The organism is Vibrio casei (genome assembly GCF_002218025.2).
GTDB lineage: Bacteria > Pseudomonadota > Gammaproteobacteria > Enterobacterales > Vibrionaceae > Vibrio > Vibrio casei.
The window spans coordinates 70,873-94,748 of record NZ_AP018682.1; the positions used below are offsets into that span (position 1 = coordinate 70,873).

Genomic DNA, 23,876 nt, shown 5'->3' on the forward strand with positions numbered 1-23,876 from the left:
TTCAATGGGCAGTGTTGTACACCGCCCATTTTTGTGAGCTTGCACATTAAAAAACTCTGAGAAAATAAACCCAGTCGAAAAACACGCCTCAAGGATCAAAAGATGAATAAAGCAATCAACGCCATTTCTATACTCGCTTGTCTATTGGGTTCAACTCAAGCTATGGCAATTGAAAACGGCGACCAAATCAATCCATCTCAATACAGCGATTATCTCGTTCAGTTAGAAACAGCAAACGGAAATTGCACAGGTACGTTGTTCACAGGTCAGTTCATCTTAACGGATGCACAATGCGTCCTAGATTACGATGGTACAGGCGAAGTGATTGATAATGCCATCAAGGTATCAAAAGGAACGCAAAACGCCTCAGAAAGCTACTCACGTACATTCACGTTAGCTTTTAATGGAAACACCATCTCAAATAAAGAGTTGTATCTAAACCGCTCGTTGTTTGAATACTACGGTGATATTGAGCCGGTTTACAAAGATGCGATTGGCGACTTTGGCTTGCTTTCTCCAACCGCACCACTTGATGCAGAGCTTGATAATAACTTCTATATGAAAGGTGGTGTAGTGGTCTTAAAACTGAATGAAAGCATCCCAACTAAAACGGGTGTTCTCATTGACCGGAACTACGATGCGGAAAACAACGCAAGCAATCTAAAAGTAGGCTCAGAAACGCAACTCCTTGCCTTTGGTGATAACAACAGCTTGGAGGCAATGCCGATCACTATCAATTTCGATGCCTCTATCATGTATCAAGTTCCTGAATATCGCTTCTGCACAGAAATTAATGATTTCTGTGAATGGAATAATTCCGACACATTCGAATTTTTACCTTTGAATGCGTCACAGAAGTTCGAAAAAAGTGATGTGGGTGCGCCACTGGTTTTTGATGGGGTCGTCTATGGGCTAGTGCATAGCTATGACGATTTTGAGGGCACACAGATGCTTGCCGCTCGTGCCGATTTCGTCATGGAAGAACTGGCAGCAAGTATCAATGAAATTGCTTACCCAAATCGTGCGGGGGTTAACTTCGCATCAGGCAGCACGGAAACGTTAAGTTTTACCGTCCCCGTACAGAACTTTACAAGCGAAGACTTTGAAATGGTTTCACCATATTTAAACGATACTACAGGCTTGTTTACCGCAGATTTTGTCGGATGTGATCAAGTTTTAACTCCCTTGCAAGGCTGTTACGTTCAGGTGAGCTTTAACGCTGGTGGGGAGACCCAACCACAAACGGCTGAACTTGTACTAAATAACGATGTAAGCGTTAAGCTATTTGCAGATATTGAAACCGAAACAGCAGACAACACCGATAATACCGGCACCACCGAAAGTAACTCAGGTGGAGCAAGCGGTGGTTCAACGGGGCTTGGCATGTTATTGGGTTTGATCGGCTTAGGTATTTTCCGCAAGAAACAAAGTCGAGCCTAACGTCTGAAATCATGGCGGTGGTTCAATGATGAGGCACCGCCAATGTTTTACACATATTCCAATCAATAATTATGGTGACAGATATGAGTGCAAGTGAAGATAATTTAAGTTTAAAAGCAATATATCTCGGTGATTCGGGTGATGGGGTAAAAGTTCATAGTCGATTCTTGTCTAACTGCGATGTACAAGCAACATTAGCACTATTCAAAGCAAATGCTGTTTCAACGGACACTGCCGCTTTCTTCATTGATCTTTGGGACGATGCCAAGTGTCAAATCATAGAAACGATTGGCGCATCAGAGGAAACCTACAGCAAGGTAACAGGCGAGCCAGTTTTAACTCACTCTGAATACGAAACAAAATCCGTAGAGATCGAAACTAGTGTATTCAGAGCGCTCTATACGCAGCTCTAACAAAGGTGGCTGGCTTTCGCTGGGTAACCTTTAAAGTCCCACCAGCTTTAGCTACCTTTAATATACTCATCACTCTAAATAACTGATTGGTCTTCCATCATAGCCTCTGAACTAGATAACTTTGAGATATCCAACTTCCTTAAAGCGGCTTTAGTGCCTGATAGTGAACAAAGCGGCAGTCGTTTAACTACCGAACAACAAAGCGAAATGGCAACAATCTGTGATTGGATCACAGACGATTGTAATTTTAACGATCTCATGGACGACTGTATTCGTAATATTCAAATCAATGGCGAGATAGAACGCCAATATTGGTCGTGGGTGGCGCTCGATATTCTGGAAGATAAGTTCGGACTGGAAACTAAAATCCTATCAAAACTTAAAGAACATCTAGCTTGCAACGCTTAAGTTCCGATAGTTACGGAATCTGATTCAAAACCCACATCAGCAAACGCATTAGTTTCGTGTTCTTTATACAGATTCATTAAAAGCAGCACGTAACTAATGCAATCGAACTTGCCAAAACAAAAAAAATCCGCAAAAATTACACTGTGTTTATATACAGTAGAGAATTTTAAATGAAAGTCATCCCGATCACTGTCTCTGCTGGTGTGACAGGGTTCAGCTCGCCAGCGCAAAACTATGAAAAACCACGATTAAGCCTCGACCAACTCCTGATACGTGACGAAAATTGCACTTACTTTTGTCGTGTAAATGGCGACTCGATGGCGGGTGAATCCGTCATACATAACGACATTTTAGTTGTAGACCGCAGTCTAGATATCAAGCAGTTCTCACCAGTGGTGTGTAACTTCAATGGTGAAATGTTATTCAAGCGTATCGATCTAAAACACAGGAAACTACTGTCATCTAGCGAACTTTATCCTGCAATCGATATATCAGCGGAAGACACGCTTACAATTGAAGGTGTCGTTATCGCCGTTGTCAGAGATATGAAAGGGTAAGTAAAATGTATTTTCTGGCCGATAGTAATTCATTCTTCACGAGCGTGGAACAGGTTTTTGACTTTAAAATCAGAGGTTTGCCAATAATCTCATTATCTTCGAACGATGGTACAATCATTGCGTTATCCGAAAGTGCAAAAAAGCTCGGTTTAAAGAAGGGCACAGCGTTTTTTAAGATCAAATCATTTTGCGAACAAAACGGGGTTGTCGTTCGATCTGCCAATTTCCCTTTAATTTCAGATATCAGTGCTCGGGTTATGGCTACAGTGGGCAGATTCGCACCAGAACAATACTGTTACTCGATAGATGAAATGCTCCTTCGGTACCAAAACATCAATAAAGTTATTCCCAATCTTACCGACCATGCACGTCTTATCAGAAAAACCGTCTACAAGGAATGCAAAATACCGATTAGCGTTGGCGGAGGTTCCAGCATCACAATGGCAAAGGTCGCTAACAAGCTCGCTAAGCAGCACAAAAGCCTGAATGGTGCGCTAGTGATAGAATCGGAAGATACAAGAATCAGAGCGCTTAAGGCGACTATGATCGAGGATATCTGGGGTATCGGAAGACGACTAGCACCGAAACTCTCATTGATGGGATTCAAAACTGCATACGATCTTTCACAGATGAATTTAAACGTGGCTCGCTCACAGTTCTCTATCAATTTAGAGCGCACTGTCCGTGAGTTAAACGGGGTACCATGCTACCACTGGGACGAAGTAGAACCAGATCAGCAACAAATCTTTTCCACTAGTACCCTTGGCTTAAAAATATTCAGAAAAGAACCATTATTGCAGGCATTATCAAAACACGCCGCCATTGCTGCGCATAAAGCAAGGCGTAAGGATCTTAAATCTAAAGCCGTAACTTGCTTTATTGCCAACTCTGCGTTTGACCAAGCCCCCGTCCATTTAAGAGCGGTGCATGAATTTGAGTTCGCAACAAATGATACGTGCTCGATCACCAAAGCGGTCACAGCAATGGGATCACAGCTATTTAAGGAAAACATTGCATTCAATAAGGTCGGGGTAGGGCTACTCGAATTATCAAATGTGGGGAACACACAATATGATCTCTTTAACTCCAATCCTGAAAACCCAGCTCTAATGCTAGCATTAGATGGGATTAATGCCCGATACGGAAGAGATACTATTTATCTAGGTTCGCAGGGGACGGATTCAACACCGAAGTGGGGGGCGAAGAAGGAATATTTATCGAAAGAGTACACAACAAACTGGAAGCACATACCCGTGGTGAATGCGGTGTAATTTTCATCAACACCGCATGTACAAGGAAGGATTCAGTATAGCCGCCTAAACACTATTACCACATAATCCGTTCAAAAAATGACTTTAATAAAACAAGGAATTTTTCCATTTTTTGCAGCACAGCAATTGCTGTTTGAATTATCGATATTAAATGGTGCAGTGTCTCAATGATTTTTCTCATATAAATTTTATTTGATTTAATTTTCTAAGCAACTTTAACCAGTTGCTTGGTAAGCATATTAAGTTCCAAAAATATTTAAAAGCCAAAACCAAATAAATTTATAAATTTTTTAATACATTACCGAGAGGCGTTTTTCTTATCTAAATACCGTGCAGTGGTACGCCTTTTTTGTGCTTTAAATTTCAAAATACTAGGTAGGCATACTTAAAGTGTATTCGAATAAGTTGGTACTTTGAGGGGTAGGGGATGATGTTATTGAGAAGTGGTTTAAAGCGTTTAATTCACGCTCAATGATATCTGGGTGATCGGTTCTAATGAAAAGTGACAAAGGCTTGAGCATAGAGCCATCGTTGTCGAATGATTCTGATACTTGCGTTTCTGAAACCATCAGAACGTCTAAGTCGTCCATATCATCTTTATCGGTCAAAATACTTTGAATGCCACCTTTTTCCATGTGGGTGAGCACTCGGAAAAGTTTTTCGGAATCATTCGGGTTAACAACGGATTGGTAGCTATCAGTGATTTGAATCAACCGCTTCTCAATCGACTCACCAGCAGGCTTCATTAAAGCAATCGTTTTGAGTTTTTTCTTAACTAGAGCGTAACGACGATCTTTCACTAACGGTTTAATGTATTTAAGGATGATCTGATTGCGTGTTTGAGTTGGTACGAATTTATCTGATTTCGTCACTTCCAGATATAAATGCAATAGAGCATTGGTCAAAACATCGGAAAGTAGTTTGTGAAAGGTTTGATCTGTCATCAATGTTAGTTGTCTTGTTAGTTCAATATATTGATATGAGTTTACCACAATGTAAAAGCAACTATAGTAAGGTTGTGTAAATTGGTCTGTTACCTTATGGCCAACATTAACTGAACGATAATTCGATTAAGGAATAATTATGGCGCACTCTAAGACAGAACGGCATGAATTTTCATTTGAGGGTGGTGGTAAGCTCACGACCATAGGGGCGACGTTTTTTGTTTCTTACCTTTACCATTTGCATGTCGATCCGACTCATCGCCATTGGGAATCGATTAAAACCCAACAAGGACGTATCAGTACAATTAACCATTCTAAAGAATACCATCAAGCTTGGTTAAAACACGTCTGCAGTATGAGTGATAAGAAATTGAACACAAATTCGCTTGGCTTGGATGGTGCCGAAGTTCAAAAAATGGCACGTACGATACTTCAACATATTTAAAAGGAACGTTTGGTAATTCTGGCCACTATTTTGCTGATTAAATCGCGAAAGTTTGGAAAAATCAGTTATACGGTACAATGAGAGATAAATTTAAATTTCAAAGCTAGGGGAAAAGTATGAAACACAATATTGCAGGGTTACTTATCGGTATAGGTTTAGCTTTCGGCTTTTTACCTATCCTTATTGCAAGCTTACTTATAAAGCACAATCTTTTTATTGAGATTATTAACCGTATGGATGACTTTTGGAAATTCAATGAAAATCAAGAAGTAAGTAACTGAAACATGGATTACCTTGAGGCAGTTCATCAAAGCCTGTGTAGTTTTGGAATTGACACCGCGATTGTCGAACACGCATTAACACCAACCGAGCTGTGCCAATCTGGTGATGCGTCTGAAGAGGCCGTCAAAGTGGTGGCCAGTCAAATTTAAGCGGCATTACTTGATAGCGAATCAATGGAAGAATTCGCGTTGAGCGTGAGCGCGAATGAATCGCTCGAAGAAGTTGATTGGATAGTCGTAGCTTGCGATGCATTGGATAAACACTATGACTTTGAAAGCAAGGTGATCTCACTATTACAGCAAGCAACTAGCTGAGTTAAAACTCAAATATTCGGTAAATACATAAGCGTATCTATGATGCGCTTTTTTTGGTCTACACTTTATAGCATTAAGTTTCTCAATAGATTTGTGTAATTCGAAATCACAAGAGGGATCACTTGGTTCTACATTATTTCTCAATTCAGTGCTGCAATAAAGTCTTCTACAATTTGTTTGAAAACCTATGAATGATGCTCGATACATTCCTCATGCGAATCAAACACCAATTCCACTCCCGAAAGTTCCAAATCTTCTCCCAAAGCATGTGCCATGCGTACAAAGGCATTATCTTTTCCATTTATAATCATGTGCCCAGCACACTGTAAGTGTCGTTTTTTGTGACACACAAAGAGATCCTGAGACAGTAGCCCCGCTATTCTCTCACGCCCTAGCCAACCTTTTTGAGTGTCCTTACGATACGGACACTGTGAACAAGGGCGCTTAACATTAGGAAGATTTGCCATTATATATCGCACTCCATATATAAAAACAGTGCACCACATCTACTGCGTCTAGTGGTGAACTCAAAAATTAGTTTAGCTTCGACTTTGCAAGCAGATCATCTTCAATTTCAAACGAGGCCATTCTTAATTTTCTAAACGCCAATTCTGCTTGTTTCACGTCTTCATTTAGCGCCAACTTTTCCGTCAATGTACCAGTACAGTTTTTCGCTTTATTTCTCAAACGCTTCACGTACGAGCGAGCAAGGTCAATTTGTTCATCGATATGCTCAATTTTAGTGATCTTCTCTTTACGTTGTTCAAAAGTAACAATAGACATGACATTAACTCCCGTTCTTTAACAATAAGGTCATTATCCAACAAAACGAAAATCTGCAAGGGGAAAGGACGGGCAAATACAAACAAGATTAGTGAAATAACTAAAAGCGCAATGTACGAAAGTAACGCACACATAGTCTTTGCATCGTAGCCTCTTCCTATCGAACTGAATCGTGATGGTTTAGCCGTACATGCGAGTGTCATTGTAAGGCTAGTTTACCTTGCCAACGATGACAGTATTAATTGATCCGCACTCGGAACAAGTGCGATTAGGGGATATAGATTGAGCGTGGAATATGCACTGCTCGTCATACTCTTCACGCTCAATTACTTTTAGATTTTTAATGTTTAGCACTTAATACGCTCTGAAGTTCATGCTGCATGACTTTCATTTTTCTGCAAAACTCGCATTGCGTCATTCTTCATAAATAAAATCCAGTGAGTATCAGCGCGTTTCCCACTGATGTGGCCAAACATTGGTTTAAATGGCGAGCACTTTAAAACCTCGCTTGTTTTTATCTGTGTTTCATTCCATTTAAAAACTAGAATTCCGTTCGGTTCTAATACTCGAAAGCATTCAATGAATCCAGCCGTCAAGTCATCACGCCACTGGTTTGTTAACTTCCCGTACTTCAACGCCAACCATGACTCATCACCAGCACGCTCCAAATGTGGAGGGTCAAAAACAACCACCTTAAAGGAATTATCATCAAATGATAAATTCTTAAAGTCATTAATTTGATCAGGTTTAATTACCAACGGGCGGCCATCGCAAAGCGTTGTTTCTAGCTCTCGAATGTCGCTGAATATGGTTATTGGATTGTCATTATCAAACCAGAGCATTTTTGAGCCACAACACGCATCTAGTACAAGTAAATCTGCTTTGTTTAGCATTTTAAATACACACCATTTTTCTCAAAGGAAAGACTAACCTCAAAGGCTGCTGATGGCACTGTTTTATCAACACATTCACCACACTTTCTGCAACGAAAAACACTCATACCATCAACGCTGTATTTGGAGGGATCTAATCCTTCCGGTAATTCACGATCAGGATAAAAAGGGCGCTTACCATCAGTTCGTGCAACCCGATGTGTGCAGCCGATTTCAACACTGATCGGCTCACCACAAGAACATGCATCTTCAAGAATTTTTCCCATCCGTTTATTCCTCAATACATTCCAACAACCCAAACTTAATCAATTAAATAGTCGAGCAATACACTAACGGCAGAATCAATTTCTCCGGCAATTTGTTCAGGCGGCCAATCTTCATACGCTTCCGAGACATTTTCAGAAATCCACTCTAAACGACCCTCATAATCATCTCGCAGTTCTTCTGGAAAGCACTCTACGAGAAAACTTCCTGAAACTGCCTCTCGCAATTCCCCTGTACGACCGATTTCCAATAAATGTGCTTTAAATTCTGCGTTTACCATCTTTTATATCTCCAATTAGCTTTTCGCGTTTACGAGTGGCGATGCCACCCAATTAATTATTTTTTAACGGCAGACTGGATTTCAAAATCATAATATCGACCAATTTGGCAAATATGATACTCACCAATTGGATCCCCTGATGCGCATGCTTGAACAGCTTCTTCTAACGAAACCCCGCACATCAACAAATCTTCCACTTCACCTCCAAGCTCGTAGTGAGTCATCTCGCTCACTAAACCTGTATCCAAACCATCTTCAAGCGATTCATCAATAGAATGATACGCAATGAAGTAAGAGCGGTTTGCTAAAAGCGATGATTTCAAATCGCTTAAAATACCGTCCATACAAAGTGGTGCAGCCTTGTCGCCGTTGCTCTCAATAAACGTAGTCATTAGCTTCGTTCCTCTATTAATTGATATGTGTACGCTTTGCGCTGACAAGGAAATAATATCAACGATTTGAATCACGCAACCCCTACAACCCCAAATCCATTAAAAATTTCAAAAGTCACTACTTTGGGAACCTACAAAACCAGGGGAGCAAGAAATCAAGGTGCCAAATCAAGTGTTGAGCCTCGTTACCCCAACAACCCCAACAACCCCAATCACTTTAATCAAACTGTTTTAGTTAACAAAAACTGATACTGCTCAACCCCATTTTCATCCGATCCAATCGCTTGCTGGTGGATATGAATACCAGACATTTTCGGCAATCCCAACATGGCGGTAATATCTCGCTCTGCCGTGGGTTCTATGGTTGAAATCAATAAGAACGAATCATCCGAATCTTTGAATGATTTAGTGGCCAACATCACTTTTTGCATGACCACAGGGCATCGATCTTCACTTAACTCTAAAACACGTAAACTCATAAGAATGCCAACCTCTATCAGATGTCTAATGCAGGAAATACACGAGTTTTTTGACACAAAACACGAGCAATCTTTTTATCACTACCTTTATAGATTTTTACCACTGACTGCTTGCCCGAGTCGTCTTTCCAACATACCTGAGATTTCAACCAGATTGGGTCGTCTAGTGTGCATAGAGGAATCTCTGAAAGTGCGTCCAGTGCTGCCCAGTTAACCGAACCATCCGCATCATCAAGGGTCAATTGCTCTTCAAATAGTGAACGCCCTAAATGGCCAATCGCACGTAGAAATAAATCACGAGTAAACATCATCTTTTTATGCTGTTTGATATATTCAGACGGGGCAGCAGACCAAAGAGTCAGTAAAGGAAATTTAGGAAGAACGATGGAGTAAAACTTTCGAAGTATCACTAGTGAAGTTTCGTAGGTTTCAGTATCAGCACATTCTTTGTTTAGCTGCGCCTCTGTCGCCCCCAATAAAGCGCAGATCGATGCCGAAAACTGCTTCAACGTGTAAAGCTGACCTGCTTTAATTTTTCCGTTGAGTGCAATCATTTTGCGAAGGACAATAGGGGAATCAACACCAGAAATTTGGATAGGGGTTTCAAGCAGCTCTGTTAGTAGGCGCGAGAATGGTTTCGCTGAATCAAAGCCAATAGATAAACTAGCATCTGGTTTCCGCGTGTTCCCGTTAACATCAGCAAAAGCCTGTCGTATGACTTTTGATGCGTCAATCAGTGATTCTGTGTTCGTGCATATAAACTTCACGCCAATAGTCGAGGAGGCTAATTCAGGCTTTAAACCTAAAATATTCTTTATTGTCGTAAGTCTTCCCTGACCATCACAGACCAAACGAGAAGCCTCAGACGGCAACCGGAGTTTAACTAAGCTCATGCCATTGAACGGTAGTGATTCAACAACTTCAACTTCATTGACGAAAATGATAAGGCTTGGAAATAAAGTGTCCGTACGGTCATTGAGATATTTCAGCATCCCTTTAACACGAGAGTCAGTCACAGATACGTCACGCTGATGCTTAACCGCTTCATCCAATTCATTAGAGTTAGCTTCACATTCAAAGTGATCCGCCAAATCACGCCATGTAACGCAAGCCTCGTAAACATCGCAAGTGGTATAGCGCGATAACCCCTCTGTCGCCTCAAATGCAGAAATAAACAATTCCTCATTGATAGGCGAAAGGATAGGCTTCATAGATAAAGTGAACGAATCGTTAGTTAAGGCGTGTACGATTTCATTTTGCGGTGCATTCATAGTAAAACCCTGTCATGTAAAAAGTTGATGTAACTATTCTGACAGGAATTTTTATTATGCAAGGGGGGAGGAAGGCATTTATTGGAAGTTGTATTCAAATAGAGGATTAATAGTTAAAAACTCCTCTTACTAAGCGAACAATTTTCTTGGATATAAAAATCCGCGCTGACACCCATTTCTTTCGCATAATTTTGGTAATACTCAACACAGGCTTCAAAATCTGTTTTCTGCTCACATCCTGCGATAAGCGCCGTTAGAAAAATTATTCCTAAAATCTTTTGTAGCATATCAATTCCCTGATTTTTTTAGTCAAAGTTGAACTTTTATTTTGACCTTGATGATAAAATATATCTATCAATAAAAATAAACAATAATCACGAAAAATGACAAATTTAAGAATAACCACCTTACCTTTACCGTCACTTTCAAACGACATCATATACGCAGCTAAATGCGCTGCTGTTATTGGAAGTTGCATTTTTAGCGTTGGATACCTACAGCTGTCGATTGGCCTCTATGGTACCAATCACTACTTTTTGTCGCATTTCTTTTTCTTTCTTGCCTTGCCATTTGCATTCGCCTTAATTGGCCGCGATGAAATAAGCGCAAGAATTGGGATTATCGTTTCTTCCATTTTCCATTTTGGTTATGAATTTTGGGAAGACCAACTCGATAGACCGTCTTATAACTTAGACTGGGATAAGATAGTTTCGGGGGGTGCAGGAATTGTTTTAGCACATGTTATCTTGAAAAAAATGTTCAAGCTGGAAGTCGAAAAATTGGCTAGAAATGCATAATCTAGCCATTTACTAATTAAGTACGGCTCTTCGGATGTTTCCTTCGCTCAGAAACTTGCACATTTATAATACCGGTTACATTAGCCTCTAAGAAAACGATTGTTATCAGAAAAGAGGTTTATTTATGGCTATGCAGCACATCGATCAATCAACACACCTTCAACTATTCACTGTAAGTTTTCGTACAGGCTTGGAAACACATATCGAAAAAGAAGTTTTTCTTTGCTGCGACAAACTAGGCGTAAGTAATGAAGAGCAACTGAAATTCTTACAGGAACATTATTTGGTTTCTGACAGCTCGAACATGAGCGATGACATGTATTGGACAAAAGAAGATGCTCTGGTCAATCTAACGGCTAATGAAGCTACAGGGGAAGGCAGCTCAATGCTGGATATACAATCCGCGGAAGCGAAGTTTCTCCAAAAAATGTTTCCATTTAATGTGTATGACTTAGATTCAATCTAAGCGTAGTACAAAGAAAAATAACAAAGCCCGAAAAAGAGAAAAGCCACTGTCACCCGCAGTGGTTTTTCTCGTTTAATTTTGTCAAAAAAAACCTGTTCAAAGGGCAACTGCGCCTTGTTGAATTCAACATCAACATGAACGAGATAATTGTAACTAATGTACGTATGCTTGCACAAATCTAAATCTCTATAAACTAAACCTAATTAGAGATTTGTGGCAGGTAGAAAATGAACATTCAGGAAGCTATTAACAACGCCAAGCTCGGCGTGAACATCATCAATGTGGCAACAGAAATTGATATTGAATTACGCGAAATTCAAGCAAACATCGTATCTAAATACACATCAGTGGTGGAAGATTTAAAAGCAATTTTGACGCTCCCTGAAAAGCCCATTCTTCATGCAGCTAATAGCAACGGTAAAGATTCTACATTGGTATTGTTAGCAGCACTGGAAGCATATCGCCAATGTATAAGCGAGGGACGTATCGAGTCCACGCGTCCATTTATTGTCACAACAATTGACACATTAGTTGAATCTATGCCGATGGTCTTTTTAACCCGCTATGTGAAGCCTTTAATACAACAGTATGCGGTTAAACATGGCATTGCTCTAGACTACCAAATATTAAGCCCAGAACTTAAAGATCAGTTTTTCATGCGATGGTTCGGCGCTTCAAAACTTATAAGTAATGCTACTCGCGCATCAGATTGCACTACCATATTGAAAACTGATGTTGCCAATAAATACTTGAAATCCATCCAGCAACGTTTTGATGGACAACAAATCATTTCTATTACCGGCCAACGTGTAAGCGAATCTGCCAATAGATCTTTAAACATGGCCAAACAGCAAGTAAACAACAAAACTATCTCCAAACTATTGGCCGAAATTGAATGCACCGATATTGGTATCAAACGGTTTGCACCAATCCGAGACTGGAAAGATGATGAAGTTTTTACCTTTCACAAAATGGCTGGTTGTAAGCCGCTGCTAAAATCGCTACTTGACGACAAATCACCGATCACATCGTATTTAGATAACCATGCCGTTTTGCTGCACCTCTATGGTGAAAGCTCAAATGATGTTTGTGAAGTAGTCGTAGGGAGCCGAAACAAGGGCGCATGCGGTGGTACAGCGAGATTCGGATGTTTCAGTTGCACCCAGGTTAAAAATGATAAATCAGCTATGAACTACAGCAAGCTTGATCGTTGGCGCGTACTCGGCAGCGAAAACGCGCTAGCCGTCCGTGACTGGTTATTACGAAACTCTAGTTCCGAAAATGCACGAGCATTCCATGCAAAAGCAATTGATTTTACTGGCAACTATAGAGTCTGCTTACAACCAAACGTTTTAAAATCGACTTTATTAGAAAAAGCGACCTATTTTGCCAGTCAACTGGCTATCGACAGTCAGCGCCATGCTGATGAATTCAAAAGGCTGGTGGAGCAGGGCAAAGAGATGGATCACGCTGGCTATGCCTGTATAGCCAACGATTCATCCATCTCACCCGAAATACGTTCTGAGCTGCTAAAAATGTATCGTTCGGCAGCGCAGGAACCGGTTTTTACTTGCTACAGTCAAGAGCATGCATTAATGCAATCACTTCTCTGGCAAAAAGATGGAGTGGCAGCTTTGCCGTTTAGACCATTAAAGATCTGGGATAACGTAGCGAACGGTAAGCGCATTCCATTTCCAATCTGTAATGATGATTGGGAGGCAAAACATGGACAAATCAGCCTGTCAATGAAGGTTCCAGAAGCTAGAATGCTTAAATTTTTCACTGACGAAGGTGAGAGTAATTTCAATCCGATTTCTCAACCCCCATTTTTAAGCTACCACCAGCACGATCACTCGTGGCTGGAAGAAAAGTTCGATTGCTCAAAAGAAACGGTTAGTAAGCACGGCGCCCAATTAGAGGTCACTGCACGTAAAAACGAAGTTATCGAAATTATTAAGCTCAAAATCAACGGCAAGACAATTAATAGCCGTTCTGTACTCGATATGTTAAGTGATGAAATCATTGAACAAATATCAAAACAACCCGACATGGCGCCTCAAGTTGTGCCTGAGAGCGTGTTTAAGCTGGCTTTACCCAACTTTGTGCAATCTTCCTTCAATGCATACCCTAAGCGCGATGTTAGCCCATTCAGCGTACTTGATGGCCGTAAGTTACGCCATAAAACTGAAAGACGCAGGATTAAAAAAGGCAAGGTGTGGGTGAAAGGGCAAACTCGTGCCGTCTTTTACAAACCGGAACTGAGCCATCAAGAAGAACTCAATACTTCGAGCAAGGATAGAATTGCTCTGAACTTTGATTCCGTGATCAACGATACATTCAATAACCATGATCTGAGTGAGATTGAAATGGAAGACACAGCTAACATTGAGATCAACCCAGAAGCATTAACGCAGTGGATTGAAGAGGGCGGAATTGAGCAAGCGCTAAATATGCATGATGATGCTTTATCTAATGCGATCTTAACAAAAACACGCATTCGTAAATACTACGGAACGGATGTAGTAAGGATCTTACTATCTAGCGGTGGTTTTAGTATTAAGCCTAAGTATCAGGCTTTATTTTCACAACTACTTAAGCGTACAGAGCTTCTAGGCTCAATTGGCGCTTTTGATCTGATGAATTACTCTGGCGACAAGTTAGACAAGCACCCTCAAGTGGTGACAATGGATCAACATCGAGCCGATAAAGTAAAAGCGGTTCAGCATTTACGTACGTTACGAAACCAAACACGCGCAAAGCGTCAAACATTAGCACTAAGTGTTAATTGTTCAGAAGGCGGCCCATTATTTGAAAGTATTCGCTCTGATGTCGATGCCTTTTTCGCGGATTTCAATTTTGCCATTCAAACAGCTGTAAGCGGCCTAAGAGTGACTATGACTGGACCTCAAGATCACACCGAATTAGATGCAACATATAAAGGCAAGTTGGCATTACTTTGGCTAAATATCCATAAAGACACCAATCGCAACAGCAAAGAGCTATTGAAGATCTTGTTGCCAACCTCAACTGCCACCGACTTAACACGTTCCGGTTCAGCATTATCCATAGCTAAATATATAAACTCGAAGTTTGACCAGATACAAAACACATTATCTGATGCCACTAAAGCATTTGAGAATGCTCAGTTTCTACTTGAAGGCAGCCGCAAGGCGTGGGAGGACTTTTTACGTTCAGAACTTCAGGTGCAACATTTGAGCGATCAAGTGCAAGTGCGTGAGCAGTTTGTTAGTGGCTTAAATGCGCTCCAAGAACTTTTAGAAAGTCTCACAGCAATCAAGCAGAGCCGAGATACCCAGCATGTTGTGAAAGCCATGACATTTAACAATCGCTTAAAACTAATGAGCCTATGTGCATAACCCCTTGCAAGATTTTTAATTGATGGATACTAGCTTCATAAGTTCAGTATTAGGGAGTGTCTTTATGAACAACCTTGATAGACGACTGAACGTTGTTACCACCGACCATTTACGAATCAAAGGATCACAAATGAATCTAATCGATTTAATCATTGAACAAGCGACAGCAGCATTGGTTCAGGAAAACAGTAAAGAGGATTTGGCACAGGCCGTTTCAACCGGTGACTATGGCCATATCGATTTTGTTGAGCATATCGGCGCCCAATTCTTAAATATTGGCTTAGCGAAGGTTATTCAGGAATCCATTTGCCCAACCGGCGAGAACATTGAAGCGGAAATTCCGTCTGAGTTCCTGTCAGATATCTGTGAGCTCCGAAATCTAGTGATCTCACAGCCGGACTTCCAAGAAAAACTCTTTGACATGGTTGTTGAAATTAACCAAGAAGGCGAACTAGTGCGAGATATGTGGTGTGTCGGCGCTATCGATGCAATGGAAACCAGATACGGCTTAGAAACACAAATTATCAACTTGATTAAACAGAGGATTTTTTAAAAATGAATGCTCAATTAGATTCAAACCACATTAAAACGTTATGCAGAAACAGAGCTAGTTTTTATGCTCATAACCCTGCTGTTGTCGAGTTCATAGAGAAATCAGGGATCCGCTCTTACGAATTTCGACTAAGTTGGGTGGCATCGATGCTCGTCAATATTGTGAACATCCAGAGCTCACAAGCTGAAAAACTCGTTTTACTTAAATCGTTGACTTCAAACAGGGATGTCGATATCACAAATACAAACAAGCTGATAACGCTACAAGCCCAAAGCTCAACCATCCTGCATGAACTTATAAAGCGAGAAAATAAAGAATGACCAACGGCGAAATTCTCAAATTAACCGATGAAGCGAAAACTTTGGCCAAGCGCTTTATTGAGACTGATGTGGTGGTTTTAGACTGTGAAACCACCGATTTCAATGGCCACGTAATTGAATTGGCACTCGTAAGCCTAAGAACGGGAAAGACGTTGTTCGACTCACGAATATTTTCAGATGAACCCATATCTGAAGGCGCATTTAAAGTTCACGGACTATCTAATCAAGATTTAGTTGGCTGTCCTACAATATCGGAAGTTGCAGAAACACTCAGCAGAATAATGAAAGGTAAACAGTGGACGGCTTACAACATTGAGTTTGACTACGAAGCTCTGCTGCGGTCGATGACAAAAGCGGAGGTGAAAGCCGAGAATATGCAATGGCTAAAAAATAAAGCGCCTTACGTAATGTACAATCTAGCTGTCCCATATTTTGGCCCGAGTAATCGTCACGGCTCCACAGGGCTTCAAACATGCCTAAAAAAAGCAGGATTAGAAATGCGCTCAGGTAAAGCTCACAGTGCAATAGGGGATGCAATCGCAACACACGATATTATTCACTATATCTCCAACCACTAAGTACAACAGGGGTTGCAGGTTTTGAATCGCGATTAGAATATTTGTAATTGAAATTGCGAGCAAACCTAAAGGTAACCCCATGAAGCAAAGAAAAATCTATATCAATTACGATGGCAGCACATCAGAAAGCAAACCCCAAAAGACTGAGAATGAAAGTTACGAAGCCATTATTGCCAAACATGTAGCGATAAGTTCGCAATTATGAATAGTCGGCTATTTTTCAGCCCCGAATGCCGCATAAAAAGTTAACCCTCCAAACACAAAGAATGACCATAGCGTTCCGTAGCTCTGTAGTAATGGTTTATTTATTTCCAGTATCGCCAATAGCGCCACATGGCCAACCCAAGAAACAAACATAACTCCAACCATAGCTTTTCTTTTGCTGCCCAATCGCTTACGCAATTTTCGGTAAAGAGGCATAAAAACATATCGAGCTGGCGGGTACCATCGATCCAAGTTTATCGCCATTATTTAGAGCCCCCTTCAATTTAGAAATATTCTAAATCTATTGTTAAATTAGCAATGTGTATACATGTAAAAGCCATCGCACTCAAAGTCAAAGAACCTCACTTAAATCATATTCAAAGTTAAGTGCTGAAGTATCTAAATTTGAGAACGTTAATCTCGCTCGCGTTCTAGCCGCATACAATGATGCCTCATGATGTCTTTGAACTTTATTGTCTGCTGAATAAAGAAATGTCTTTTGCTTTCTTTTCCTTGTGCCATCAGGAAAAAATTCTGTCCATGTAACAGCAATTTTTGGGTATATACGTCCACGGCTGCTTGCAAATGTATCCATTACATTCACCTGGCAACCAAAATTCATTCGTTTAACAAATTGTGGATTCGTTTGGATGAATTTAGCCCTTATAGAACCATAATACTCACATAGAAAGCTTGTAACGAAACTTTGAGCCGACAACTTAGGACATGCGTAATGACGGGCTCCAAAGTACATTGTCTTCTCTTTATCTTCACTCCAAAGTGTCGGGATTTTTACGTTAAAAGAGCCCTTGCGTTTTGTATCGGGAGATACAAACATGCAGTCATAATTAATCTTTTTTGGCACAAGCTTTCCTCTAGGCTTTTTCTTTATGAAACAACAACAGGCATTGCATGAGTTCGGTACTCCCAGAGTACCGCCCTTGCTTCTTCTATCGTAGAAACCGTGGCTACGAGCCATGAATCAGATCCATCACTGTCAGGTAGTTGGTCTACGGAAACTTCAAAACCATGGTCACACTATAAGTCCAAACAATTGCAGCGCAACAAACTATACGGCTGAAATATAATCCATTTCATGATGGGAACCTAGAAGATGGTGAGCTTACGGCAGCATAGCTCAACTTAACTCGCCAGCTCTGGTTTACTAAGTGCTTATCCAATATAAGGAAGGCACCATGCAAAACCAGAAAAACCTGATTCAGGCCACTGCTGACTTTGAGCACTGGCGACAAACCCGCATTAATAAACATGCCAGTATCCCCGATGAACTACGCTGCTTAGCACTCAAGCTGCTTGAAGAATATCCGATCAGTCACGTGACCAAAGCACTACGGATCTGCACCACCCAGCTCAATGACTGGCGCAAGCAACTTCCCGTTAAGTCGTCCGCTCCTGATTTTGTTCCGTTACAGATAGAGCCTGATTTACTACCTAAATCAGACCTGAGCCTTCAGCTCACTCTTCCTAATTCAAGTCAGATCTGTATCAGCGGCCTTGTCTCTCCTGACTTATTGCGAGCTCTGATACAAGAAGCAGGAGAAGTAAAATGATCCACCTGACTGCTGAGAGTAAAATCCTGCTTGCGACTCAACCAGCCGATTTTCGCTGTGGTATTGATGGACTCGCCGCCCTGTGTCGTCATCAGCTAAAACAGTCGCCTCGTAGCGGAACCCTGTTTGTGTTTACCAACCGCCGTCAAACCATGCTTAGAGCATTATGTTATGACGGCTCTGGCTTCTGGTTAATCAATAAACGCCTGAGCAAAGGCCGCTTTCAAGATTGGCCCCGTCATCACCAAGATGGGGTGACCCCTGTCGCCGCGAAGCAGCTTAAAGCTCTGTTGGTGGGGCTGCCTGGCTGGCAAAAAGTATGACCGTACGCACACTATTCCCCCTTAAGTTATCGATCCTCACGATCATGTTGACCGATCCCACAATGCTGGAATAATTGAGCGCATCAGCACTGCAAGCCAGCCGACAGGAACTTAAATGGCGCAAGACTTTACCGATATTGACAGCGAAGAGCTGGACGGGCTTATCCAGCGAGTGCACGAGGCAAAGGAGCACGACTTAGCACTGAGTGCGGAAGATTGCCACATCTTGTTGAAGGCATTAAAGACGCTGGCTGCCTTGCAAGAGCGTCTGTCTGATAACGATATCACCCTGCATAAATTGCGTAAGTTGGTTGGCATGGTCAAGTCATCAGAAACGATGGACACTCTACTCGGCCAGAAAAATAAGAAAAACAAAAACCGCGGTCAAAAACGTCCTAAGCCTAAAAATACCCAACCCAGCACACCACCAGTGAAACCGAAAGTCACTCAGCATAAACTGGACGATCTAAAGAAAGGCGATAGTTGCCCCGAGTGTCAAAAAGGCAAGTTATATAAATACGAGCCCGCTACGCTGTTGCGGATCACTGGGCAAAGTCCGTTCGTCCCAGAGCAACACGTTATGGAGCGGCTACGTTGCAATGCCTGTGGTCAGTACTTCACTGCCAAGTTACCTAATGACGTGATAAATGATGGAGAGCCAAGCCAGAAGTATGGTTACAGTGCCCGCAGCCTGATGGCTCTTCACAAGTTTTTTGCAGGTGCACCCTACTATCGTCAGGAGAGTACGCAAGCGCTGATGGGGATTAAACTGACCGCCTCAACCATCTTTGACCAAGTCGAGTTAGTCGCCAATAGCTTGCAACCCATTTATAACTTGTTAAGAGTGTTTGCCGCAAACGCAGAGCACTATTATTTAGATGACACGACCAACCGAATTTTAGACAAAGTCCCGATAGAAAAGCCGCAGAGAAATGGAACAAAAACCCGAGAGCGCAGTGGTGTTTACAGCTCCGGTTTAGTCGCGGGCTTAAAAGAGGGTCGTACTGTCGTGTTGTATCAGACCAATATCGGTCATGCCGGCGAGTTCATCGACGAGATTTTACATGACCGTGGCCGGACACTCGCGCCCCCGATATTGATGAGTGATGCCTTATCCAGCAACCGCCCATCGCTTGATTACGTGGTCGAACACAGTCTGTGCAACAGTCACGGACGACGGCAGTTTGCCGAAGTCCTTAATCAGTTTCCAGATGAAGTGGAGCAAGTACTACAGTGGTATGGTGAAATCTGGCGACACGATGATGAAGCCAGGGAGCTAGGACTTAACGCGGGGCAACGGTTAGCTTGGCATAAAAAGCTATCACTTCCGGTAATGGAGCAGATCCGAAACTGGGGTCAGGCCGAGCTGAACAGGGGAAATACAGAAGAAAACAGCGGGCTTGGTAAAGCAATTAATTATTTTACTAAGCATTATGAGGGGCTGACCGCCTTCTGCCGTCTCGAGGGAGCACAACTGGATAATAACCGAGCGGAGCAAGCACTCAAGCTAGTTGCTCGCAACCGAAAAAATGCCCTGTTCCATAAAACACAGGCTGGTGCGAGCATTGCGGATGTGATCATGGCGATGATAGCGACATCAGCCGAAGCGGGTATAAATGTGCTGGATTACTTTAATACGATACAGCGAATGGAAAGTGAAGTTAAGGCTAATCCACAACAGTTCTTGCCCTGGAATTATCAGTCCAATATCTAATCAAAACAGGCTCTGGCTTTCGGCCAGAGCCGCTTCTTAATACCTATGTACACTATCTTCTCGTAAGCTCACGTTGCTTCGCGCATGCTCGGCGCAAGTTCATGGAGGCGAAAAAGCTTCAAGGCAAAGGCAAGTCAGGTAAAGCGGATAAAGCGTTGGCCAAAATCCAGAAGCTTTATGGAATAGAATCACGCTTAAAAGGTGCCAGTGCCGAAAAACGGAAAGCAGAGCGCCAAGAGCATGCTAAGCCGATACTGGATGAGCTTTATGAATGGATGACAACTCAGAAAGTGCTTGAGTCTAGCCCGCTGGGTAAAGCAATAAAATACACGCTCGGTCAGTGGCCGAAGCTCACCCGCTATATCGATGACGGTCACTTATCGATAGACAACAACCGAGCTGAACGCGCAATAAAACCGCTGGTTATTGGGAGAAAGAACTGGCTCTTCTCGACCAATCCCAATGGAGCTGAAGCGAGCGCGATGCTTTACAGTATCGTCGAGACAGCGAAAGCCAACGGCCTTATCGTTTACGACTACATGGTCAAGTGCATGCAGGAGTTAGCGAAAGCGGAACCTGATATCGATGCACTCCTGCCTTGGAACTTCAAACACTAACAATATCGCCCCGTGGGTTCATGGCGCGGATACGTTGGCTAGTCTATACTGTACCGGTTAAGATCAGATTTGACAGTTCAGTACGCTGCGAATTCTAAATCGAATTGCCCCATCAACAGGCTAACCACCCTGGTTAGGATAGCTCTATATCTCTTATTCAAAGCTTTGGTCTTTATCTTTCATTGTCACCCTGTCATAAATTAAATGTCATTTACACTGAATCTGAGGGGAGAGTTGAAATATAGTTATATAATAGGTCGATTATAGATATAAAAATCAAACTTTATTATTAGCTTGGCGGGAAATTGAATCCCTAATAATTAAACAACCTTCAGTACTGACTTTCTGCGCACTTTGATATTCTTCAAGTAGTATGAGTATGCCTTTTTGAATCATCTTTTCGAGAGGGACACTGACAGATGTTAAGCTTGGCGTTAAAAATGCACCCATTTTACTGTTATCAAATCCTGCTATGGATATATCCTTCGGCAGGTGATAACCCAACTCCATAAAAGCTTTCATTGCCCCTAATGCCATATCATCATTACCCGCTAATACTGCGGTAAAATCTACACCGCTTTTTACTAATTTCTTTGCGGCAAGATAACCGCTCTCTGGTGTCCATTTTGCAGCAACAATCCGCTCTTGATTAACCTCAATACCATGTTTTTTCAATGTATCTTTATAAGCACACAAACGCTGTATACCGGTTGATGAATCAGAGAGCCCTCGAATAAAAGCAATATTTTCATGCCCTTGTTTAAGAATATATTCCACCATCAAGGAGGCATTCGAATAATGATCAGTTGTTATACAGTGTTGAGGATCAGACGATAGGTTACGGTTAAGAACAACAATAGGCGTTAAAGTTGAATCAATGATTGCTTTTAGATCTTTCTCTGTGAGATATTTAGGATAAACAATAATTCCGGCACACTTCATATCGAGTAAAAAGTTAATCGCATTCTTTTCATCTTCAGCGCTGTGCTTTCCATCCGCCATTACAAGCTGACGTCCATGCTGCTCACTAAATGATGCCGCGTGATAAACCAGAGAAGAAAAATAAGGACCATCATACAAAGCGTTGGTGATCACAAAACCAATAAAGTTAGTTTTTTTAGTGGCAAGCTGTTGAGCTAAGAGATTAGGCCGATAGCCAGTTTCTTCTATGGCTTTAAAAACTTTAGCTGTCACTTCTGGACGAACAATATTTTTGCCATTAAGCACTCTTGAAACAGTTGCCTTGGAGACCCCTGCTTTTTGAGCCACATCGAACATAGTTACCATGTTATAATCCATTTGACCAAAAATAAATTAGCCGGCATAGGGACCGGCTAATTGGGTCATATTAGAGTGTCTCTCCATTTGACGCAATCACGTCTTTATACCAATTAAAAGACTTCTTAGGTGAACGTTCTAGCGTGCCTGTGCCATCATTATGTTTATCTACATAAATAAAGCCATAACGCTTCTTCATTTCGCCAGTTGTGAATGAAACAAGGTCAATACATCCCCACGGGGTATAACCCATTAATTCAACCCCATCTTCGGTTACAGCCTTCTTCATTTCTTGAATATGTGAGCGTAAGTAATCAATTCGGTAGTCATCATTAATTTCGCCACTACTTTCGACAGTATCAATAGCCCCAAAACCATTTTCAACAATAAAAAGAGGAGCCTCATAGCGCTCATATAAAGAAGCTAAGCAGTAACGAAGTCCAACCGGATCTATCGGCCAGCCCCAATCACTCGCAGTAATATGAGGATTCGTCACAGAATTCTCATGGCTACCATCTAGGCTCTCAGCCAATGATTTAGTTGAGGTAGAGTTAACGGTATTAGACATATAGTAACTAAACCCTAAATAGTCACACTTACCTTCACGTAAAATGGCCTCATCTTCTGGTGCCATTTCAATATGATATTTCTTCCTCTTCCATTCAGTTAATGCGTAGTTAGGATAATGTCCTTTCATCATGACATCAGAGAAATAATAACGATCGCGCATAGCAATTTGAGCCGTCATGGCATCTTCTGGTTTCGATGAATATGGATAAAAAGGAACCATTGAACACATCGAACCAATTAATAGATTTGGATTCAATTCATGTGCTTGCTTAACTACCAAAGCGCTCGCCACAAATTGATGATGCACTGCTTGATACATCGCCTCTTCTGGGCGCTCTTTTTGAGAAAATTTCACACCAGAGCACATCCAACCAAAAATATCGGCAGAAACATTTTTTTGATTATTAATCTCATTAAATGTCATCCAATACTTTACTTTGTGCTGGTAACGTTCGATAACTGTCATTGAGTATTTAACAAAATAATCAATGACTTTTCGGCTCATCCAACCATCATATTTTTCTGCTAAGTGATATGGCATTTCAAAGTGGCTAAGGGTAATAACCGGCTCGATCCCATATTTTATAAGCTCATCAAATAGGTCATCATAAAATTGCAAACCCGCTTCACAGGGTTCGGTTTCATCACCCTTAGGGAAAATCCTCGTCCATGCAATACTGGTTCTAAAACATTTAAATCCCATATCAGAAAATAGCTTTATATCTTGTTTATAGCGATGATAAAAATCGATCGCAACCTGATTGGGGTATTGCTCACCATCGATAACTCCATCGGTTATTCTCCTTTGAACACCGTGTTCTCCGGCAGTTAATACATCAACCACGCTAGTACCTTTACCATCAGCATCCCAACCACCTTCAAGTTGGTGGGCAGCAACAGCACCGCCCCATAAAAAATTTTCTGGAAAACGATTGTTCATATAATCTCCTTATTACGACATTTGGATTACAGGTTGGCCCATTACAATTGATGGCCGAATAGGTTCGAAATCTAATTTAAATTCATCACTGTTCAATACGGTGTTTGTCAAACTAGTTGTCGCGATCACTAC

The 23,876-nt window shown here is 41.5% G+C and carries 31 protein-coding genes and 1 pseudogene; 18 read left to right on the forward strand and 14 right to left on the reverse strand.

Annotated elements, in window-relative coordinates; translation table 11 throughout:
- Positions 1–102 precede the first annotated feature (102 nt).
- The 5 genes from VCASEI_RS18760 (at position 103) to VCASEI_RS18780 (ending at position 4,089) form a co-directional block, all read left to right on the forward strand.
- Complete coding sequence (locus tag VCASEI_RS18760; RefSeq protein ID WP_089110861.1) at positions 103–1,440, forward strand: GlyGly-CTERM sorting domain-containing protein; 1,338 nt, start codon at positions 103–105, stop codon at positions 1,438–1,440.
- Between the two features lie 83 nt (positions 1,441–1,523).
- Positions 1,524–1,853, forward strand: a complete 330-nt coding sequence (locus tag VCASEI_RS18765) for a hypothetical protein (protein WP_089110860.1) — start codon at positions 1,524–1,526, stop codon at positions 1,851–1,853.
- 153 nt (positions 1,854–2,006) lie between these two features.
- Positions 2,007–2,261 (forward strand): hypothetical protein, encoded by a 255-nt coding sequence (locus tag VCASEI_RS18770; RefSeq protein WP_089110859.1) that lies wholly within the window; start codon positions 2,007–2,009, stop codon positions 2,259–2,261.
- Between the two features lie 170 nt (positions 2,262–2,431).
- Positions 2,432–2,818 (forward strand): LexA family protein, encoded by a 387-nt coding sequence (locus tag VCASEI_RS18775; protein WP_089110858.1) that lies wholly within the window; start codon positions 2,432–2,434, stop codon positions 2,816–2,818.
- Positions 2,819–2,823: 5 nt separating this feature from the next.
- Complete coding sequence (locus VCASEI_RS18780; RefSeq protein WP_089110857.1) at positions 2,824–4,089, forward strand: Y-family DNA polymerase; 1,266 nt, start codon at positions 2,824–2,826, stop codon at positions 4,087–4,089.
- Between the two features lie 371 nt (positions 4,090–4,460).
- Here VCASEI_RS18780 and VCASEI_RS18785 read toward each other — a convergent pair whose 3' ends face one another.
- A complete protein-coding gene (locus tag VCASEI_RS18785) occupies positions 4,461–5,033 on the reverse strand; it encodes a DUF2913 family protein (protein WP_089110856.1) in 573 nt (190 codons plus the stop codon).
- A gap of 139 nt (positions 5,034–5,172) precedes the next feature.
- Between VCASEI_RS18785 and VCASEI_RS18790 the strand changes: the two genes are divergently transcribed.
- The 3 genes from VCASEI_RS18790 (at position 5,173) to VCASEI_RS19510 (ending at position 5,909) form a co-directional block, all read left to right on the forward strand.
- Complete coding sequence (locus VCASEI_RS18790; RefSeq protein WP_089110855.1) at positions 5,173–5,478, forward strand: hypothetical protein; 306 nt, start codon at positions 5,173–5,175, stop codon at positions 5,476–5,478.
- 116 nt (positions 5,479–5,594) lie between these two features.
- Positions 5,595–5,759, forward strand: coding sequence for a hypothetical protein (locus VCASEI_RS19505; protein WP_162621111.1), 165 nt, complete (start codon positions 5,595–5,597; stop codon positions 5,757–5,759).
- 3 nt (positions 5,760–5,762) lie between these two features.
- The gene (locus VCASEI_RS19510; RefSeq protein WP_162621112.1) at positions 5,763–5,909 is read left to right on the forward strand and encodes a hypothetical protein; all 147 of its coding nucleotides are present in this window, start codon (positions 5,763–5,765) and stop codon (positions 5,907–5,909) included.
- Between the two features lie 350 nt (positions 5,910–6,259).
- On the opposite strand, the gene VCASEI_RS18795 is transcribed toward VCASEI_RS19510, so the two are convergent.
- The 9 genes from VCASEI_RS18795 to VCASEI_RS19515 all read right to left on the reverse strand — a co-directional run bounded on the left by VCASEI_RS18795 (position 6,260) and on the right by VCASEI_RS19515 (position 10,723).
- Positions 6,260–6,541 carry a DUF6283 family protein gene (locus VCASEI_RS18795; protein ID WP_089110854.1) on the reverse strand — a complete coding sequence of 94 codons (282 nt, stop codon included), beginning with the start codon at positions 6,539–6,541 and terminating at the stop codon, positions 6,260–6,262.
- A 67-nt stretch (positions 6,542–6,608) separates the two neighbouring features.
- Positions 6,609–6,857, reverse strand: a complete 249-nt coding sequence (locus VCASEI_RS18800; protein ID WP_238321433.1) for a hypothetical protein — start codon at positions 6,855–6,857, stop codon at positions 6,609–6,611.
- A 371-nt stretch (positions 6,858–7,228) separates the two neighbouring features.
- The gene (locus VCASEI_RS18805) at positions 7,229–7,750 is read right to left on the reverse strand and encodes a TRM11 family methyltransferase (protein WP_089110853.1); all 522 of its coding nucleotides are present in this window, start codon (positions 7,748–7,750) and stop codon (positions 7,229–7,231) included.
- Positions 7,744–8,016 carry a hypothetical protein gene (locus tag VCASEI_RS18810; protein WP_089110852.1) on the reverse strand — a complete coding sequence of 91 codons (273 nt, stop codon included), beginning with the start codon at positions 8,014–8,016 and terminating at the stop codon, positions 7,744–7,746. Before VCASEI_RS18810 ends, VCASEI_RS18805 begins: the two co-directional genes overlap by 7 nt.
- 35 nt (positions 8,017–8,051) lie before the next feature.
- Positions 8,052–8,294, reverse strand: a complete 243-nt coding sequence (locus VCASEI_RS18815) for a hypothetical protein (RefSeq protein ID WP_089110851.1) — start codon at positions 8,292–8,294, stop codon at positions 8,052–8,054.
- A gap of 56 nt (positions 8,295–8,350) precedes the next feature.
- The gene (locus VCASEI_RS18820; protein ID WP_089110850.1) at positions 8,351–8,686 is read right to left on the reverse strand and encodes a hypothetical protein; all 336 of its coding nucleotides are present in this window, start codon (positions 8,684–8,686) and stop codon (positions 8,351–8,353) included.
- A gap of 221 nt (positions 8,687–8,907) precedes the next feature.
- The gene (locus tag VCASEI_RS18825; RefSeq protein ID WP_089110849.1) at positions 8,908–9,165 is read right to left on the reverse strand and encodes a hypothetical protein; all 258 of its coding nucleotides are present in this window, start codon (positions 9,163–9,165) and stop codon (positions 8,908–8,910) included.
- 17 nt (positions 9,166–9,182) lie between these two features.
- Positions 9,183–10,436: a DGQHR domain-containing protein gene (locus VCASEI_RS18830; RefSeq protein WP_089110848.1), complete on the reverse strand. Its 1,254-nt coding sequence runs from the start codon at positions 10,434–10,436 to the stop codon at positions 9,183–9,185.
- Between the two features lie 113 nt (positions 10,437–10,549).
- The gene (locus tag VCASEI_RS19515) at positions 10,550–10,723 is read right to left on the reverse strand and encodes a hypothetical protein (protein WP_162621113.1); all 174 of its coding nucleotides are present in this window, start codon (positions 10,721–10,723) and stop codon (positions 10,550–10,552) included.
- A gap of 96 nt (positions 10,724–10,819) precedes the next feature.
- Between VCASEI_RS19515 and VCASEI_RS19520 the strand changes: the two genes are divergently transcribed.
- From VCASEI_RS19520 to VCASEI_RS18865, 6 genes are all read left to right on the forward strand, one after another.
- Positions 10,820–11,233, forward strand: coding sequence for a hypothetical protein (locus tag VCASEI_RS19520; RefSeq protein WP_162621114.1), 414 nt, complete (start codon positions 10,820–10,822; stop codon positions 11,231–11,233).
- Between the two features lie 124 nt (positions 11,234–11,357).
- Positions 11,358–11,699: a hypothetical protein gene (locus VCASEI_RS18845; RefSeq protein ID WP_089110845.1), complete on the forward strand. Its 342-nt coding sequence runs from the start codon at positions 11,358–11,360 to the stop codon at positions 11,697–11,699.
- A 227-nt stretch (positions 11,700–11,926) separates the two neighbouring features.
- Positions 11,927–15,076: an adenine nucleotide alpha hydrolase family protein gene (locus VCASEI_RS18850; RefSeq protein ID WP_089110844.1), complete on the forward strand. Its 3,150-nt coding sequence runs from the start codon at positions 11,927–11,929 to the stop codon at positions 15,074–15,076.
- A gap of 64 nt (positions 15,077–15,140) precedes the next feature.
- Positions 15,141–15,629, forward strand: a complete 489-nt coding sequence (locus tag VCASEI_RS18855; protein ID WP_110957862.1) for a hypothetical protein — start codon at positions 15,141–15,143, stop codon at positions 15,627–15,629.
- 2 nt (positions 15,630–15,631) lie between these two features.
- Positions 15,632–15,949, forward strand: a complete 318-nt coding sequence (locus VCASEI_RS18860) for a hypothetical protein (RefSeq protein ID WP_089110842.1) — start codon at positions 15,632–15,634, stop codon at positions 15,947–15,949.
- Positions 15,946–16,527, forward strand: a complete 582-nt coding sequence (locus tag VCASEI_RS18865) for a 3'-5' exonuclease (protein WP_089110841.1) — start codon at positions 15,946–15,948, stop codon at positions 16,525–16,527. Before VCASEI_RS18860 ends, VCASEI_RS18865 begins: the two co-directional genes overlap by 4 nt.
- Positions 16,528–16,740: 213 nt before the next feature.
- Here the strand turns inward: VCASEI_RS18865 and VCASEI_RS18870 are convergent, their stop codons facing one another.
- Positions 16,741–16,983: a hypothetical protein gene (locus VCASEI_RS18870; protein WP_162621115.1), complete on the reverse strand. Its 243-nt coding sequence runs from the start codon at positions 16,981–16,983 to the stop codon at positions 16,741–16,743.
- Between the two features lie 100 nt (positions 16,984–17,083).
- Positions 17,084–17,710, reverse strand: coding sequence for a hypothetical protein (locus VCASEI_RS18875; RefSeq protein WP_089110839.1), 627 nt, complete (start codon positions 17,708–17,710; stop codon positions 17,084–17,086).
- A 217-nt stretch (positions 17,711–17,927) separates the two neighbouring features.
- Between VCASEI_RS18875 and VCASEI_RS18880 the strand changes: the two genes are divergently transcribed.
- From VCASEI_RS18880 to tnpC (VCASEI_RS18895), 4 genes and pseudogenes are all read left to right on the forward strand, one after another.
- Positions 17,928–18,302, forward strand: a complete 375-nt coding sequence (locus tag VCASEI_RS18880) for a hypothetical protein (RefSeq protein ID WP_110957753.1) — start codon at positions 17,928–17,930, stop codon at positions 18,300–18,302.
- Entirely contained in the window at positions 18,299–18,625 is a 327-nt protein-coding gene (gene tnpB / locus VCASEI_RS18885; RefSeq protein WP_004393962.1) for an IS66 family insertion sequence element accessory protein TnpB, read from the forward strand. The genes VCASEI_RS18880 and tnpB overlap by 4 nt, the downstream gene beginning before the upstream one ends.
- A gap of 115 nt (positions 18,626–18,740) precedes the next feature.
- Entirely contained in the window at positions 18,741–20,339 is a 1,599-nt protein-coding gene (tnpC, locus tag VCASEI_RS18890; protein ID WP_102969847.1) for an IS66 family transposase, read from the forward strand.
- 74 nt (positions 20,340–20,413) lie between these two features.
- A pseudogene (gene tnpC, locus VCASEI_RS18895) lies at positions 20,414–20,956 on the forward strand (IS66 family transposase); the annotation flags it as partial.
- 276 nt (positions 20,957–21,232) lie between these two features.
- On the opposite strand, the gene VCASEI_RS18900 reads toward tnpC (VCASEI_RS18895), so the two are convergent.
- Complete coding sequence (locus tag VCASEI_RS18900) at positions 21,233–22,243, reverse strand: LacI family DNA-binding transcriptional regulator (protein WP_110957863.1); 1,011 nt, start codon at positions 22,241–22,243, stop codon at positions 21,233–21,235.
- A 61-nt stretch (positions 22,244–22,304) separates the two neighbouring features.
- Positions 22,305–23,744, reverse strand: coding sequence for a 6-phospho-beta-glucosidase (locus VCASEI_RS18905; RefSeq protein WP_110957864.1), 1,440 nt, complete (start codon positions 23,742–23,744; stop codon positions 22,305–22,307).
- Positions 23,745–23,876: the final 132 nt, after the last annotated feature.

Bases quoted from the DNA above. Each gene is read 5' to 3' on its own strand.
- VCASEI_RS18760 (WP_089110861.1), top strand. From the start codon at position 103: ATGAATAAAGCAATCAACGCCATTTCTATACTCGCTTGTCTATTGGGT.
- VCASEI_RS18765 (WP_089110860.1), top strand. From the start codon at position 1,524: ATGAGTGCAAGTGAAGATAATTTAAGTTTAAAAGCAATATATCTCGGT.
- VCASEI_RS18775 (WP_089110858.1), top strand. From the start codon at position 2,432: ATGAAAGTCATCCCGATCACTGTCTCTGCTGGTGTGACAGGGTTCAGC.
- VCASEI_RS18780 (WP_089110857.1), top strand. From the start codon at position 2,824: ATGTATTTTCTGGCCGATAGTAATTCATTCTTCACGAGCGTGGAACAG.
- VCASEI_RS18785 (WP_089110856.1), bottom strand. From the start codon at position 5,033: ATGACAGATCAAACCTTTCACAAACTACTTTCCGATGTTTTGACCAAT.
- VCASEI_RS18790 (WP_089110855.1), top strand. From the start codon at position 5,173: ATGGCGCACTCTAAGACAGAACGGCATGAATTTTCATTTGAGGGTGGT.
- VCASEI_RS19505 (WP_162621111.1), top strand. From the start codon at position 5,595: ATGAAACACAATATTGCAGGGTTACTTATCGGTATAGGTTTAGCTTTC.
- VCASEI_RS19510 (WP_162621112.1), top strand. From the start codon at position 5,763: ATGGATTACCTTGAGGCAGTTCATCAAAGCCTGTGTAGTTTTGGAATT.
- VCASEI_RS18795 (WP_089110854.1), bottom strand. From the start codon at position 6,541: ATGGCAAATCTTCCTAATGTTAAGCGCCCTTGTTCACAGTGTCCGTAT.
- VCASEI_RS18800 (WP_238321433.1), bottom strand. From the start codon at position 6,857: ATGTCTATTGTTACTTTTGAACAACGTAAAGAGAAGATCACTAAAATT.
- VCASEI_RS18805 (WP_089110853.1), bottom strand. From the start codon at position 7,750: ATGCTAAACAAAGCAGATTTACTTGTACTAGATGCGTGTTGTGGCTCA.
- VCASEI_RS18810 (WP_089110852.1), bottom strand. From the start codon at position 8,016: ATGGGAAAAATTCTTGAAGATGCATGTTCTTGTGGTGAGCCGATCAGT.
- VCASEI_RS18815 (WP_089110851.1), bottom strand. From the start codon at position 8,294: ATGGTAAACGCAGAATTTAAAGCACATTTATTGGAAATCGGTCGTACA.
- VCASEI_RS18820 (WP_089110850.1), bottom strand. From the start codon at position 8,686: ATGACTACGTTTATTGAGAGCAACGGCGACAAGGCTGCACCACTTTGT.
- VCASEI_RS18825 (WP_089110849.1), bottom strand. From the start codon at position 9,165: ATGAGTTTACGTGTTTTAGAGTTAAGTGAAGATCGATGCCCTGTGGTC.
- VCASEI_RS18830 (WP_089110848.1), bottom strand. From the start codon at position 10,436: ATGAATGCACCGCAAAATGAAATCGTACACGCCTTAACTAACGATTCG.
- VCASEI_RS19515 (WP_162621113.1), bottom strand. From the start codon at position 10,723: ATGCTACAAAAGATTTTAGGAATAATTTTTCTAACGGCGCTTATCGCA.
- VCASEI_RS19520 (WP_162621114.1), top strand. From the start codon at position 10,820: ATGACAAATTTAAGAATAACCACCTTACCTTTACCGTCACTTTCAAAC.
- VCASEI_RS18845 (WP_089110845.1), top strand. From the start codon at position 11,358: ATGGCTATGCAGCACATCGATCAATCAACACACCTTCAACTATTCACT.
- VCASEI_RS18850 (WP_089110844.1), top strand. From the start codon at position 11,927: ATGAACATTCAGGAAGCTATTAACAACGCCAAGCTCGGCGTGAACATC.
- VCASEI_RS18855 (WP_110957862.1), top strand. From the start codon at position 15,141: ATGAACAACCTTGATAGACGACTGAACGTTGTTACCACCGACCATTTA.
- VCASEI_RS18860 (WP_089110842.1), top strand. From the start codon at position 15,632: ATGAATGCTCAATTAGATTCAAACCACATTAAAACGTTATGCAGAAAC.
- VCASEI_RS18865 (WP_089110841.1), top strand. From the start codon at position 15,946: ATGACCAACGGCGAAATTCTCAAATTAACCGATGAAGCGAAAACTTTG.
- VCASEI_RS18875 (WP_089110839.1), bottom strand. From the start codon at position 17,710: ATGGCTCGTAGCCACGGTTTCTACGATAGAAGAAGCAAGGGCGGTACT.
- VCASEI_RS18880 (WP_110957753.1), top strand. From the start codon at position 17,928: ATGCAAAACCAGAAAAACCTGATTCAGGCCACTGCTGACTTTGAGCAC.
- tnpB (WP_004393962.1), top strand. From the start codon at position 18,299: ATGATCCACCTGACTGCTGAGAGTAAAATCCTGCTTGCGACTCAACCA.
- tnpC (WP_102969847.1), top strand. From the start codon at position 18,741: ATGGCGCAAGACTTTACCGATATTGACAGCGAAGAGCTGGACGGGCTT.
- VCASEI_RS18900 (WP_110957863.1), bottom strand. From the start codon at position 22,243: ATGGTAACTATGTTCGATGTGGCTCAAAAAGCAGGGGTCTCCAAGGCA.
- VCASEI_RS18905 (WP_110957864.1), bottom strand. From the start codon at position 23,744: ATGAACAATCGTTTTCCAGAAAATTTTTTATGGGGCGGTGCTGTTGCT.